This is a genomic window from Kitasatospora sp. NPDC092948 (genome assembly GCF_044754805.1).
Taxonomy (GTDB): domain Bacteria; phylum Actinomycetota; class Actinomycetes; order Streptomycetales; family Streptomycetaceae; genus Kitasatospora.
In genome coordinates, this window is the sequence record NZ_JBIVPU010000001.1 from 148892 (window position 1) to 162449 (window position 13558).

The 13558-nt window shown below is 75.5% G+C and carries 13 protein-coding genes; 1 reads left to right on the forward strand and 12 read right to left on the reverse strand.

Going from position 1 to position 13558, the window contains the following annotated elements:
* Positions 1-24: 24 nt before the first annotated feature.
* From ACIQF6_RS00370 to ACIQF6_RS00425, 12 genes are all read right to left on the reverse strand, one after another.
* Positions 25-1302: a type III PLP-dependent enzyme gene (locus ACIQF6_RS00370; RefSeq protein WP_400888264.1), complete on the reverse strand. Its 1278-nt coding sequence runs from the start codon at positions 1300-1302 to the stop codon at positions 25-27.
* Positions 1299-2291 (reverse strand): alpha-ketoacid dehydrogenase subunit beta, encoded by a 993-nt coding sequence (locus tag ACIQF6_RS00375; RefSeq protein WP_400888266.1) that lies wholly within the window; start codon positions 2289-2291, stop codon positions 1299-1301. The genes ACIQF6_RS00370 and ACIQF6_RS00375 overlap by 4 nt, the downstream gene beginning before the upstream one ends.
* The gene (locus ACIQF6_RS00380) at positions 2288-3304 is read right to left on the reverse strand and encodes a thiamine pyrophosphate-dependent dehydrogenase E1 component subunit alpha (protein WP_400888268.1); all 1017 of its coding nucleotides are present in this window, start codon (positions 3302-3304) and stop codon (positions 2288-2290) included. Before ACIQF6_RS00380 ends, ACIQF6_RS00375 begins: the two co-directional genes overlap by 4 nt.
* The gene (locus ACIQF6_RS00385; RefSeq protein ID WP_400888269.1) at positions 3301-4215 is read right to left on the reverse strand and encodes a phytanoyl-CoA dioxygenase family protein; all 915 of its coding nucleotides are present in this window, start codon (positions 4213-4215) and stop codon (positions 3301-3303) included. Before ACIQF6_RS00385 ends, ACIQF6_RS00380 begins: the two co-directional genes overlap by 4 nt.
* 41 nt (positions 4216-4256) lie before the next feature.
* Positions 4257-5246, reverse strand: coding sequence for a 4-hydroxyphenylpyruvate dioxygenase (hppD, locus tag ACIQF6_RS00390; protein ID WP_400888271.1), 990 nt, complete (start codon positions 5244-5246; stop codon positions 4257-4259).
* A 58-nt stretch (positions 5247-5304) separates the two neighbouring features.
* A complete protein-coding gene (locus ACIQF6_RS00395) occupies positions 5305-6567 on the reverse strand; it encodes a beta-ketoacyl-[acyl-carrier-protein] synthase family protein (RefSeq protein ID WP_400888273.1) in 1263 nt (420 codons plus the stop codon).
* Positions 6564-8192 (reverse strand): class I adenylate-forming enzyme family protein, encoded by a 1629-nt coding sequence (locus ACIQF6_RS00400; protein ID WP_400888275.1) that lies wholly within the window; start codon positions 8190-8192, stop codon positions 6564-6566. The genes ACIQF6_RS00395 and ACIQF6_RS00400 overlap by 4 nt, the downstream gene beginning before the upstream one ends.
* Positions 8193-8287: 95 nt before the next feature.
* On the reverse strand, positions 8288-8800 hold the full coding sequence (locus ACIQF6_RS00405; protein WP_400888277.1) for a beta-ketoacyl synthase N-terminal-like domain-containing protein: 513 nt from the start codon (positions 8798-8800) through the stop codon (positions 8288-8290).
* Positions 8797-9903, reverse strand: a complete 1107-nt coding sequence (locus ACIQF6_RS00410; protein WP_400888279.1) for a beta-ketoacyl synthase N-terminal-like domain-containing protein — start codon at positions 9901-9903, stop codon at positions 8797-8799. The genes ACIQF6_RS00405 and ACIQF6_RS00410 overlap by 4 nt, the downstream gene beginning before the upstream one ends.
* On the reverse strand, positions 9900-10175 hold the full coding sequence (locus ACIQF6_RS00415; protein ID WP_400888281.1) for an acyl carrier protein: 276 nt from the start codon (positions 10173-10175) through the stop codon (positions 9900-9902). Before ACIQF6_RS00415 ends, ACIQF6_RS00410 begins: the two co-directional genes overlap by 4 nt.
* Positions 10172-10447, reverse strand: coding sequence for an acyl carrier protein (locus ACIQF6_RS00420; protein WP_400888282.1), 276 nt, complete (start codon positions 10445-10447; stop codon positions 10172-10174). The genes ACIQF6_RS00415 and ACIQF6_RS00420 overlap by 4 nt, the downstream gene beginning before the upstream one ends.
* A 47-nt stretch (positions 10448-10494) precedes the next feature.
* Positions 10495-11940 carry a class I adenylate-forming enzyme family protein gene (locus tag ACIQF6_RS00425; RefSeq protein WP_400888284.1) on the reverse strand — a complete coding sequence of 482 codons (1446 nt, stop codon included), beginning with the start codon at positions 11938-11940 and terminating at the stop codon, positions 10495-10497.
* 173 nt (positions 11941-12113) lie between these two features.
* Here ACIQF6_RS00425 and ACIQF6_RS00430 point away from each other — a divergent pair, with 173 nt between their 5' ends.
* On the forward strand, positions 12114-13211 hold the full coding sequence (locus ACIQF6_RS00430; protein WP_400888286.1) for an alpha-hydroxy acid oxidase: 1098 nt from the start codon (positions 12114-12116) through the stop codon (positions 13209-13211).
* Positions 13212-13558 lie beyond the last annotated feature (347 nt).

Genomic DNA, 13558 nt, shown 5'->3' on the forward strand with positions numbered 1-13558 from the left:
GGCGACCGGCGCCCCGGCTCCGGGTCAGGCCCCGCCGGCCCGCCCCGCGAGGTGCAGGGCGCCGTCGTCGGAGCGGGCCGCCGGCGCCGGTCCGTCCGGGAGCCCGGCGTCGGCCGGGAGCACCGTGTACGGCAGCGGGGCGAAGCCGTTGAAGCCCTGGGTGAGGTAACTGACGGCGTACGCGCCGCTGGAGAGGATCCACACCGGGTCGCCGGAGGCCACCGCCCGGGGCACCGGCACCCGGCCGGTGGCGGGCCCGTTCGGGAACGCGTCGTCGCTGTCGCAGGTCGGGCCCGCCACCACGGCCGGGACGTACTCCGGGTCCGGGTGGGTCGGGAAGACCAGCCGGTACTGCAACTGGTCCATCTCGTACAGCCCGTTGAACTTTCCGCAGCTCAGGAACAGCCAGTGCTCCCGCTCGCCGCCCGGCTGCCGGCGGGAGGTCAGCCGGTAGACGTGCGCCCGGATCGCGCCCTGGTCGGCGACCAGGTGGCGGCCGGGTTCCACCACGAAGTCCAGCCGGCCGCCGTGCAGTCGGCGCAGCCGGTCGATGCCCTGCCGGACGGTCCGGAAGATCTCGTCGAGCGGCGGGTCGAGGGCGGTGCCGTGCCGGTCGACGTACCCCAGGGCGGGCAGGCCGCCGCCGAGATTGATGTGGTCCAGCCCGATCCCGTGCTGTTCGAGCTCGATCAGCACGTCGCCGAGCAGTTCGAAGGCCGCCGTCCAGGCCTCGGACGTCAGCTGCTGCGAACCCACGTGCACGGAGAGCCCGGCGGGGGTCAGCCCGGTGTCCCGGGCGGCCGTCAGCACCTGGACGGCGTCCGCCGCCGAGCAGCCGAACTTGCGGCTCAGGCCCCAGAGCGCGCCCTCGCCGCTGGTGGCGAGTCGGCAGAACACCCGGGATCCCGGGGCGTGTCGGGCGATCGCGGTGACGTCGGAGAGGCTGTCGGTGGCGAAGTCCCGGATGCCCAGGCGGTACGCCTCGGCGATGCCCCGGTCCGATTTGACGGTGTTGCCGAAGTGCACCCGGCCGGCCGGCACGCCGGTGCGCAGGGCCTGGGCGATCTCGTCCGGTCCGGCGGCGTCGAAACCGGCTCCGAGCGCGGTCAGTTCGGTCAGCACCTCGTCCACCGGGCAGGCCTTCATGGCGAACCGGACGGCGACGCCCGGCAGTTCGTCCAGCAGGGCGGCGTAGCGGCGGGCGATGCCGGCCAGATCGTAGAAGATCCGGTCGTCGGTGGACGCCGTCAGGGCGGAGCGCAGCGCGGGGGTGAGGGAGCGGAGTTCGGCTGTCCGGTTCAACGGGCCGGGTCCTCGTCGTGCCGGGAGCCGGTCTTCATGACGGAGCGGACGGCGTCGCGCAGTTGGTCGCGGTGGGGTTGCAGGGCGCGGTCGAGCGGGCGGGCGAACGGCAGCACGGTGCCGTCCGGGCGGGTGATCCGCCGGGGCGGGGCGACCAGGCGCATCTCCTCGGCCGCGGTGGCGAGGACCTCGGCGCCGATGCCGCAGCTCCGGTTGGAGTCGTCGACGACGACGAGCCGGCCGGTGCGTTCCAGCGACTCGGCCAGGGCCGTCCAGTCGAAGGGGTGGAGGGTGCGCGGGTCGAACACTTCGACGGAGATCTCCGGGGCGAGGTCCTCCGCGACGGCCAGTGCGTCGTGCACCAGGTGGCCGACGGCGACCACGGTGACGTCGGTGCCCGCGCGGTGGATGCGGGCGGCGCCCAGCGGGACGGGGGCCAGCTCCCAGGTGACGGTCTCCCGCACCGGCAGGGCGCCGGCCGGGGCGAACACCACCACCGGGTCCGGGTCGGCGATCGCCGACCGCAGCAGCCCGTAGGCGTCGGTGGGGGTGGCCGGGACGACGGTCTTCATCCCGGCGTGCGCGAAGAGGCTGTAGGGGTGGTCGGAGTGCTGGCCGGCCCAGCCGTCCCGGGAGCCGGAGCCCGGCACCAGGCAGGTGAGCGGCACACCGGCCTGGCCGCCGGTCATCAGGGAGAACTTGTGGGCCTGGTTGACGAGTTGCTCGAAGACCAGGAAGAGCAGCGAGGGGATCTGGAACTCGATCACCGGTCGCCGTCCGGTCAGCGCGGCGCCGATGGCCATCGAGGTGAAGGCCTGCTCGGAGAGCGGGGTGTCGACGATCCGGCCGGGGCCGAACCGGTCGAGCAGGTTGAGGGTGGGGCCGGCCAGGCCGGCGCCGATGTCCTCGCCGAAGACGCAGACCGCCGGGTCCTCGGCGAGGGCGTCGGCCAGGGCCCGGTTGAGCGCCTTGGTGTAGGAGAGCCTCATGTCCTCGCCCCCGCCCTCGGGCGCAGCCCGTCGGCGTAGAGGTGGTCCAACGCCCCGGCCGGGTCCGGCTGTTCGGAGGCGAGCGCGAACTCCCTTGCCGCGTCGAGCTGTTCGGCGACCGAGGCGTCCAGCTGCGCGGCGAGGCCGGGCGGCAGGAGTGCGGCGGCGCGCGGCAGCGGGTCGAGGCTGCGCCAGTCGGCGATCTCCTGCGGGGTGCGGTAGTGCAGTTTCATCAGCCGTTCCATGGTGTGGTGACCCTCGAAGCGGTAGGTGCGGCACTCGACGAAGCCGGGACCACCGCCGGAGGAGGCCCGTTCGACGGCCTCGGCGGCGGCCGCGCGGACGGCCTCGGTGTCCATCCCGTCCACCTCGACGGCGGGGATTCCGAAGGCGGCGGCCCGGCCGGTGGCGCCGCCGGCCACCGAGGTGGCGGCCGGCAGTGTGGTGGCGTAGCCGTTGTTCTCGCAGACGAACAGCACCGGCAGCCGCCACATCGCGGCCAGGTTGAAGGACTCCAGCAGGACGCCCTGGTTGAGCGCGCCGTCGCCGAAGAACGCCACGGCGACCCGGTCCTCGTCGGCCTGCCGGGCGGACCAGGCGGCGCCGACCGCGATCGGGCCGCCGGCGCCGACCATGCCGTTGGCGCCGAGGATGCCGAGCGAGAAGTCGGCGGCGTGCATCGAGCCGCCCCGGCCCCTGTTCAACCCGCCGGTGCGGCCGAGGAGTTCGGCCAGCAGCCGGTCCGGGGCCGCGCCCCTGGCGAGCACGTGTCCGTGGCCGCGGTGGGTGGAGGTGATCCGGTCCTGCGGGCGCAGCGCGGCGCAGACGCCGACCGCCACCGCCTCCTGCCCGATGTACGGGTGGATGCCGCCGGCGATCTCCCCGGACTTCACCAGGTCGAGCGCGAGCTCCTCGAAGCCGCGGATCAGCCGCAGCATCCGGTACCGCCCGGCGGGGGAGTCGAGACCGTCGGGGCCGGGGCCGTGGGAGCCGGGGCGGGCCGGGCCCGTCACAGGGCTCCCCGCCAGACGACCGGGCAGATGTCGGGGTCGGCGTAGTCGGGGCGGCCGTCGGCGGTGCGGCGGACCAGCACGTCGTGGTTGTAGGAGGCGGGGGTGCCGTCCGGGCGGGTGGCGTGGCGGTACTCGTTGGCGCCGTCCTGAAGGTGCAGCGAGATCGCCCGGCGCGGGAAGTCGGCCAGGTTGGCGCCGCTGCCGTGGTAGGTGCGGCAGTGGTGGAAGCTGACGTGCCCGCGCGGGATGACCACCGGGACCTTGCGGACCTCGGCGCCGTTGTGGGCGGCGTTGGCGGCGAGGATCGACTCCAGCTCGGCGCGGTCGCGCTGGGCGAAGTGCCGGGTGGCGTCCTCGCCGGAGGGCAGTTCCTGCCAGCGGTTGCTGCCGTCGACCATGGTGATGGTGCCGTTCTCCTCCCCGCAGTCGTGGAACGGGATGAAGGCGGTCAGCATGTCGTCCGAGGACGAGGTGTGCCAGTAGTGCTTGTCGAAGTGCCACGGCACCTGGTTGGAGGGCTCCTCGGGCACCGGCGGCTTGAGGATCAGGGTCGACTGGAAGACCCGGATCTCCTCGGCCCCGGCGAGCACCGCGGCGACGGCGCCGACCAGCGGCTTGCGCAGGATCGCGGCGATCGCGTCGCTCTCGTGGTGCACGTAGTCGTTGTGCCGCTGGACCGGCCCGTGGGCGGGCTCCCAGGCGGCCAGGTTCGGCGGCCGGACGGCGAGGGTGCGGTCGCGGTGGCCCTCGTAGTACGCGTCGGTGGCGGCCTGGAGGGTGTCGATCTCCCGGTCGGTGAACAGCTTCCGGGAGAGGTACCAGCCGTGCTCGCGGTAGCCGGCCACCTCCTCGGGCGTGGGCAGCAGGGCGCGCTCGGCCGCGGTCAGCTCGAACTCGGTCACGGTGGTCACGGGGTGCTCCTCCTCGGAAGGACGGGTGCGGGGCGGGTGGGTCAGGCGGAGGCGGCGGCGCGCTGGCGCTCGACGGCCTCGTACAGGGCCTTGATGTTGGCGGTGCCGAAGGTGCCCGCGCCCTGGCGCTCGATCAGCTCCAGGAAGAAGGTCCGCCGCGGGTGGGTGGAGCGGGCGAAGATCTGGAACAGCTGGCCGCCGTGGTCCTGGTCGACCAGGACGTTCAGTTCGCGCAGCGTCCGCACCGGGATCGCGGTGTCGCCGAGCCGCTCGGCCAGGCTGTCGTAGTAGGCGCCCGGGGTGGTGAGGAACTCGACGCCGTGCGAGCTCGCGGTGCGGACGGCGGTGGCGATGTCGCCGGTGCGGAAGGCGAGGTGCTGGACGCCGGCGCCGTCGTGGTCGGCGAGGAAGGTGTCGATCTGCCCGGCCCGGCGGCCGGTGTCCGGTTCGATCAGGGTGAAGGTGACGTCCCCGGAGGGGCTCTGCACCACGCCGGAGTCCATCGCCTGCTCGCCGACCGCGATGTACTCGCCGAAGATCCGGTGCATGCCGAGCGCGGCCTCGCAGAACCGCACGGCCGCCGCCAACTGCCCGGCGGGGACGCAGATCGCGACGTGGTCGAGGGCGTCCAGCAGTTCGCCGCCGGCCGGCTCCGGGGCGTCGGGCAGCGGGACGAAGCGCAGCGCGGTGTCGCCGAACCCGGCGATCAGCGCCCCGTCCCGGTCCAGCACCTCGGCGCCGTGCCGCTCGGCGCGCTCCAGCGCGGCCAGCGGGTCGGCGCAGCCGAGCGCCAGTACGGCGACGCCCTCGCCGTGCCGCTCGACGTAGCGGGCCACCGGGTGGTCGGCGATCTCGCTGGAGTACAGCCGCATCCGGATGCTGCCCTGGTGGAGGTGGACGGTCCGCACCCCGGGCTGCCACACCGGCTGCTCGGCGTCGCGGCGGAAGCCGAAGCCGGTTCGGAGTTCGGCGGCGGTCTGCCCGACATCGGCGCAGTGGTACTCGACATGGGTGATCGTCTGGATGGTCAACGGGACTCCCGGGAGCCGGAGTTGGAAGCGGAGAAGGCGAAGTGGCGGGCCGCGGCGGCTATTCGGCGGCGCGGATGGGCGTCGGCCCGAAGACCAGGCTGGTGTTGTGGCCGCCGAACGCGAAGGCGTTGCTCAGCGCGGCCCGCAGCTGGGCCGGGCGGGCGGCGCCGCGGACGTGGTCCAGGTCGCACGCCGGGTCCGGCTCGTCCAGGTTGAGGGTCGGCGGGAGCAGGCCGCGGGCCACGGCCAGCGCGGTGACGGCGGCCTCCACCGCCCCGGCCGCGCCCAGCAGGTGGCCGGTGGCGCCCTTGGTGGAGCTGACGGCGGGCCGGTGCGCGCCGAACACCGCGTTCAGCGCGGCCGATTCGGCGACGTCGCCGAGCCTGGTGCCGGTGCCGTGCGCGTTGACGTAGCCGATGTCGGACGCGTCCAGCCCGGCATTGGCGAGGGCGGCGCGCATCGCGTCGGCCGCGCCCGCGCCGTCCGGGCGCGGCATGGTCGGGTGGTGGGCGTCGGTGCTGGAGCCCCAGCCGATCAGCTCGGCGTAGCCCGCCGCGCCGCGGGCCTCGGCGTGCGCGGCGCTCTCCAGCACCAGCACGGCGCTGCCGTCGCCCAGCACGAAGCCGTTGCGGCGGACGTCGAACGGCCGCGAAGCCTGCGCCGGGTCGTCCCAACCCTGGGACAGTGCACGGGCGTTGGTGAACGCGGAGACGATCGTCGGGTGCAGCGAGGCATCCGTCCCGCCGCACACCACCACGTCCGCGTCGCCGGCCCGGATCAGCCGCAGCCCCTCGGCCACCGCCTGGGCGCCGGCCGCGCAGGCCGTCACGATCGAGGTGCTGAAGCCCCGGACGCCGTGCTTGATGGCGACCCGGGCGGTCGCCATGTTGGAGAGCATCCCGGGCAGCAGGTACGGGCTGACGCCGGGCCGGCCGCGCTCCTGGCGGCGCTGCGCCTGCTGCTCGTAGGTCTCCAGGCCGCCGCCGCCGGTGCCCAGCACCACGGCGGTGCGGCGGGCGTCGACGTCCCGGCCGACCAGCAGCCCGGCGTCGGCCAGTGCGTCGTCCGCGGCGGCCATCGCCAGCAGCACGAAGCGGTCGACGCAGCGGGTCTCGGTCGGCGGCAGCACCTCCCGGCCGTCGATGTGCGGGGCGATCCCGGCGGCGGGCAGCCAGCCGTGCGCGACGTGGCCCTCCGGGACGGCGGTGATGCCGCTGAGCCCGGAGGTCAGCGCCTCGAAGACCTCGGCGGGCCTGCGGCCCAGCGAGGTGACCAGGCCGATGCCGGTGACGACGGCGCCCGGCCGTCCGGTCCGGGTCATCGGGCGGCGGCCGAGGTCGTCGCGGCGAGGTGGCGCTCGCGCAGCAGGACCTTGCGGACCTTGCCGGTCGGGCCGAGCGGGATGTCCGCGTCGTCGACCACCAGGACCGAGCGGACGGTGGCGGCGGTGTGCCCGTCGAGCGCGGCGAGCACCTCCGCGGTGCGGTCGGCGGCCGGGTCGGCGCCGTCCGCGAGGATCAGCAGCACGTCGGTGACCACCCGGTCGCCGTCCTTCACCGCGACGACCGTGCAGTCCTGCACGCCGGGGACGTCGGCCAGCACCCGCTCCTCGGACATCGCGGTGTACAGCCGCCGGCCGCCGCCGAGGTCGACCGCGTCCACCAGCCGGTCGACGTGGTAGTAGTAGCCCTCCTCGTCCCGGTACATCAGGTCGCCGGTGAGGAAGCGGCCGCGCAGCCGGGTGCGGTAGGTGGTGACCGAGTCGTTCCAGTAGCCGAGCGCCAACGTCGGTGAGTCGGTGGCGAGTTCGCCGACCTCGCCGGGGCCGAGCGGCTCGCCGTCCGGGCCGACCACCTCGCAGTCCACGAAGGTGTGCGGGCGGCCGACGCAGCGCCCGTACTTCTCGGTGCCGGGGGCGTGGGTGATGTGGAAGTGCGAGTGGCCCATCTCCGAGGAGCCCAGGCCGTCGATGAACACCGAGCCCGGCAGGCGGACCCGGCCCTCGCGGGTGACGGTCTCGCGCGAGCCCTGGGCGATCAGCCGGCGGATGTGCGCCTCGTGCGCGCAGTCGCCGGTGTTCCACCACAGGCCGACCGAGGACAGGTCGCGGGCCGAGAGGTCCTGCCGGGCCAGGTCGGCCCAGGTGGTGGCGAAGCCGAACACGCTCTGCGGCCGCCACCCCTCGATCGCCGCCGGCACGGCCGGGCCGGTCTGCTGCGAGATCAGGTGCAGGCGGGCGTCGAAGCTGAGCGCCAGGTTGAGCGCGATCAGCGTCGCGGCGTGGGCGGCGGGCAGCGCGCTGAGCACCCGGTCGATGCCCTGCGGCCGGGGCAGCGTGGCGCGGTGCCGGATCGACGCGTACAGGCTCCGGTGCGAGTGCACCACGGCCTTGGGCATCCCGGTGGTGCCGGACGAGTGGGTGATCGCCACCGGGTCGTCCGCGTGGTGGCGGTACGGCGCGGGCGCCGCGTCCGGGTCGCCGGCGCCGAGGGCGGCGGCGTCGGCGAGCACCGGGGCCGCCGGGTCGTGCCCGGCCAGTTCGGCCCGGTGCGCGGGGTCGGTGAGGATGCCGGCGGCGCCGAGGCGGGCGATGTAGCGGGCCGCGCGCTCGCCCTCCACGCCGGGGTTGAGCAGCGCCGGGATCGCGCCGAGCCGGGCCAGCGCCAGGAAGGACAGCACCTGGTCGGCGGCGGCGCTCGCGTACACCACCACCACGTCCCGCCGGTCGACCCCGAGGGCGTGCAGCGCGGCGGCCCGGGCCCGGACGGCGCGGTCGGCCTCGCGCAGGGTGAGGGCCTCCCCGGCGGCGCGGCCGTCCACCGCGGTGTCGAAGGACAGCAGCGGCTCGTCGAGGCCGGCGCCCAGGGCGATCCGGCGGGTCAGCACGTTCCCGGCGCCGACGTCCGGGTCGTTCGCCAGGAGGCTGCGGATACTGCGGATGCTCACGGTGTGGATCCCTCCCACGGACCACGGCGCTGGCCGTGCGGGTGCGGTGCGGCGTCCGGGGACGCGTACGGACGGGGGTCGATGAGGGTGCGCGGTCAGTCGGCGGCGACCAGGACGGCGGTGGCCCGGTCGGCGCACCCGGCCTCCCCGGCGGGTTGCTCGGCCTGCTCCGCGGCGATCACCAGGATCTGGTCGGCGTCGCCGTCGGCGAGCAGCAGGGCGGCCAACTCCAGTGCGTCCGGCGGGACTTCACCGGGCGCGGCGGCCTCCGGGGGGCTGATCGCGACGACCGGGCCGGTCAGGCCCCAGCGGGCGGCGACGTGCCCGAGGACGGCGTTGGGGTTGGACTGGAAGAACAGCAGCGGCGGCATCCGGCGCCCCTCGGCGGCGGTGTCGATGGCCAGCGCGGTGGCGCGGTCGCCCCCGGCGCTGGCGAGCAGCAGGCCGGTGCGGCGCGGCTCCCCGGGCTCGCCGTAGTGCGCGGTGAGGCAGCGTTCGGCGACGGCCGCGACCAGCGGGTTGAAGGTCGAGGCCGAGAAGCCGGGCAGCGGGGGCGGCGGTTCGCCGTGGTTCCAGTGCGCGGTGGCCAGGGTGCGCAGGGCATTCACGCGGCGGCCACCAGGAGTGCGGTGTTGGCGCCGCCGAAGGCCGAATTGAGGCTCAGCGCGCAGCGCGGACGGGCGTCCGCGCGGGGCCCGGCCAGCACCAGGTTCAGCCCGATCTCCGGGTCCGGGCCCAGCCAGCCGGCGTTGACCGGCAGCCGTCCGCCGTCCAACGCGCCGATGGTGACGGCGAGTTCGAGCAGTGCGGAGGCCTCCAGGGCGTGCCCGTGGACGGACTTGCTGGAGCTCACCGGGAGCGCGGCCAGGGCCTCGCCGAACACCTCGCGCAGGGCCCGCGCCTCCGCCAGGTCGGACATCGGCGAACCGGTGCCGTTGGCGTTGACGTAGTCCACCGCGGACGGGGCGACCCCCGCCCGGGCCAGCGCGGACCGGACGGCCCGGGCCACGCCCGCGCCGTCGGGCCGCGGACGGCACACGTGGTGGGCGTCCCCGGAGCGGCCCCAGCCCGCCAGTCGGGCCAGCGGGCGGACGCCGCGCGCGGCGGCGGCGCTCTCCGCCTCGACGACCACGGCCACCGCGGCGTCGCCGAGCAGGGTGCCGCTGCGCCCGCTGCTGAACGGCCGCAGCTCGCCGTCACGGGCCAGCGCCCGGCCCGCGTCGAAGGCCGCGAAGACGCCCGGCTCCACCAGGTGCCCGGCCGCGACCACCACCCGGGGGTGCCGGCCGGAGGCCACCAGGGCGGCGGCGTCGGCCACCGCGGTGGCGGCCGCCACGCAGGCGCCGGTGTAGACCCGGGTCGCCCCGGCCAGGCCGAGGGCGGTGGAGCCCTTCGACACCTCCTCGGCGACCCCGCGGGTCCGGAGGTCGCTGTGCAGGGCGAGCAACAGCGGTGCGCCGGGCGGGAGTTCGGACTGTTCGCAGGCGTCGGCGACGGTGCCGAGCAGCGCGTCGGCGAGCGGCGGCGGGTCGGGCAGCAGGGCCGCCCGCCGGGTGCCGCGCCGGCCGACGTCGAAGCGGGTCACCTCGGCGAAGCCGGTCTCGGCCCGGGCGGCCGCGGCCGCCAGCGGGGCGAGTCCGGCGCCGAAGGCGCTGAGCACCCCGAGGCCGGTGAACACCGGCCGGGCGGCCGGCGGTGCGCTGGGACTCATGGCCGGGCGACCCCACCGGTGCCGGGGGCGGCCGGGGCGGTGGCGAGGACGGCCGTGCGCAGCACCGCGACGGCGTCGTCCACCGTGCGGACGGCCGCGAACTGTTCGTCGGAGAGCTCCAGCTCGATGCCGTAGCGCTGCTCGAACTCGGCCGTCAGCCAGGTGAGTTCGAGCGATCCGAGGGTCTCGGGCACGCTGCTCGCGGCCCGCTGCCCGAACGCCGCGAGCATCTCCACGACCGCGTCCCGGTCCGGCAGCACGGGCGTGCTCACGCGGCGCTGCCGGCCGCGGCGGCGCCGGCGGCGACCCGGCGGGCCACGTCGGCGGTGAACTGGTCGAGGGTCATCAGCGCGGTGGTCTCCATCTCGTCCAGGTCGAACTTGACCCCGAACTCGTCCTCGACCTGGACCGAGAGCTCGGCGAGGGCCAGCGATTCGAGGTCGAGGCCGGCCGGGCCGAGGTCGGTGTCGCCGGTGACCTCGTCGACGTCGTAGTTCATCTCGGCGAGTGCCGCGAGGACGAACGTGCGGATCTGCTCCTGCATGGTGGTGCTCCTCGTACTGGGTCGGGGTGTCGGTGCGGTGCGGCCGGTCAGGGTGCGGCGGCGCGCAGCGCGGCGGTGTCGCGGACGAGCTTGCCGGTGGCGGTGCGGGGCAGTGCCGGGAGGAAGGTGAGCTGCCGGGGCCGTTTGAAGGGGGCCAGTTCGCGGGTCAGCGCCTCCCGGACGGCGTCGGCCTGATCGGTGACGCCGGCGGTTTCGGCGGTCTCGGTGGCCAGGTAGGCCTCGATGGCGCCGTCCGCGAAGACCACCACGGCCTCGCGGACCTCCGGCAGGGCGGCCAGGGTGTGCTCGACCTCGTTGAGGTCGACCTTGAGGCCGCCGATCGAGACCTGCGAGTCGCGCCGGCCGAGCACGGTGACCCGGCCGGTCGCCGGGTCGACGCGGCCGGCGTCCCTGGTGTGCAGGCGGCCGTCCGACCAGCGGGTGGGATCGGTGAGGCCGGGGTAGGGGGAGGCGGCCATGGCGATGTGCAGTTCGCCGCCGTCCTCGCGCACCTCCATGCCGTGGACGGGGACGGCCTCGGGGTGCAGGGCGCCGTCGAGGTCGGTGGCGATCACCCCGAGCTCGGTCATCCCGTACATGGTGCCCAGCGGCACGCCGTACCGGGCGGTGAAGGCGGCGGGCAGCCCCGGGCGGACCAGCTCGCCGGCCACGATCATCCGGCGCAGCTGCGGCAGCGGCGGCGGGTCGGCCGCACCGGCCAGCAGCTCGGCGTGGAACGGGACACCGATCACGGTGGTCGGCCGGTCGTCCGCGCCGATCGCGGCCAGGATGCCCGCCGTCGTGGTCCGGGCGGGGACGGTCAGCGGCACCCGGGCGTACAGGCTGTTGAGCAGCCCGCCGACCAGGCCGAGGACGTGCACCGTCGAGGAGAGCAGGACGACCCGCTCGCCGGCCTTCGGGAACGCCTCCAGCCGCGCGTAGCAGTCGAGTTCGCGCAGCAGGTCGGCCGCGGTACGGGCGATCACCTTGGCCGGGCCGGTCGAGCCCGAGCTCAGCTGCACCAGGGCGTGGCCGGTCGCGGCCGGGCGGCCGTACGGCAGCGCCACCGGCACCGGGTCGGTCTCGGCGAAACCGCGCATGGCCGCCGCCGGGCCGTGCGCCGACTCCACCAGGACCTGCGGTGCCAACCGTTCGACGGCGAGCGCGACTTCACGGTCGGTCAGCCGGTGGTCCAGCAGGACGGCCTGCGCGCCCAGCTGCCAGCAGGCCAGCAGGGCGGCGGTGTACCCGAGCGAGGGCGCCAGCCGCAGCGCGGCCGTGCCGCCGCGCGACAGGCCGGCGGCGGCGAGCCGCTCGGCGTGCTCGGCGACCAGGGCGCGCAGCGCGGCGCGGTGCACGGGGGCGCCGAAGCGCAGGCACTCCTGGTCGTCCGGGCCGGCGAGCAGGAAACGGTTCACCCAGTCGTCCGGGGCCTCGGCGGGCGGGGCCCCGGCCGGGCGGGGAGGGAAGGAGGAAGATCCGGTCAACGCCACTCCACGAAGGGGAGGTTGGAAGGACGCCGGTCACGGCCGGCGGGGCCGGTTCGGCGTCCTGACGATTACACAGCCGATCGAGCCGAATCAAGGTCTAGACCATTGGGCGGGTGGCCTCCTACGCTGCCGGGCCGGAGCGGGCCCGAGCGCGGTCTGCCCGGAAAGGCAGACCCGTGGAACCACTCGAACCGGCGGACTTCGAACGCGCGGCCCGCGCCCGACTCCCCGCCGAAATCTGGGACTTCGTCCAGGGCGGCAGCGGCGCCGAACGCACCCTCGCCGCCAACCGCGCCCAGTTCGAACAGGGCCGCCTGCGGCCGCGCACCCTGGTCGACGTCTCCGTCACCGACCAGCGGCTCACCCTGCTCGGCAGCCCGCTGAGCACCCCGATCGGCATCGCGCCGATGGCCTACCACCAGCTGTTCCACCCCGACGGCGAGACCGCCACCGCCCGCGCCGCCGGCCGCGCCGGGGCGCTCATGGTCGCCGGGATCTTCGCCAGCCGCACCCTGGAATCCATCGCCGAGGCCGCCACCGGCCCGCTCTGGCTCCAGCTCTACTGGCTGCGCCGCCGCGACGCGCTGGCCGCCGTCGTCGAACGCGCCGAAGCCGCCGGCTACCGCGCCCTGGTGCTGACCGTGGACGCCCCCCGGATCGGCCGCCGACTGCGCGACGCCCGCAACGGCTTCGCGATCCCCGCGCACGTCCGCGCCGTCAATCTCGACCCGGCCCTGATGGCGGCCAGCCACCGCGCGGAACAAGGGAGTTCGGGCCTCGCCGACCACGCCAGGGAGCAGTTCGACCCCACCCTGACCTGGGCGGACCTGGCCTGGCTGCGCGAGCGCAGCAGCCTGCCGATCGTCCTCAAGGGCATCCTCACCGCCGAGGACGCCCGGCTCGCCGCCGAACACGGCGTCGACGCCGTCGTGGTCTCCAACCACGGCGGCCGCCAGCTCGACGGTGCCCTGGCGTCCCTCGCGGCGCTGCCCGAAGTGGCCGCCGCAGCACCGCCGGATCTGCCCGTCCTCCTGGACGGCGGTGTCCGGACGGGCACAGATGTTGCCCTCGCGATCGCCCTCGGCGCCCGCGCCGTCCTGATCGGCCGCCCGATCCTGTGGGGCCTGGCCGTCGACGGCGAGAACGGCGTCGCCCGGATCCTCGACCTCATGAAGACCGAACTCGACGACACCCTGGCCCTGCTGGGCCGCCCCCGCCTCACCGACCTCGACCCCACCGCCGTCGCCACCCCGCCCCCCGACCACGCCGGGTGACCGATGGACCGACCGACAACGGCCGTCCGGCGGCCCGGACTTCGGGCCTCCGCCCACGGCGGGCTGCGGGTGGTGATCCGTTGCTGACCGGTGGTCGGATTCCCGGGAGCGCCTCATGCCCTCGCACTTCCACAAGCTGTCGCGCTCTCGCGGCTGGCCGGCGGCCGAGGCCAGTGCGCGGGACGCTTTCGCTGCCGCGCCTCCGGACCCGATTCGCCCCTTGCCGCCGACCGGCGTCCCGACTCCAGGGACGTTCTCCGCCGCCGTGCCTTCGAGCTCGTGCCGACTCTTGCCACCGGGCGGTGGTCCGAGCCCGGGAGGGTCTGTTGTCGTCGTGCTTCCGCGCG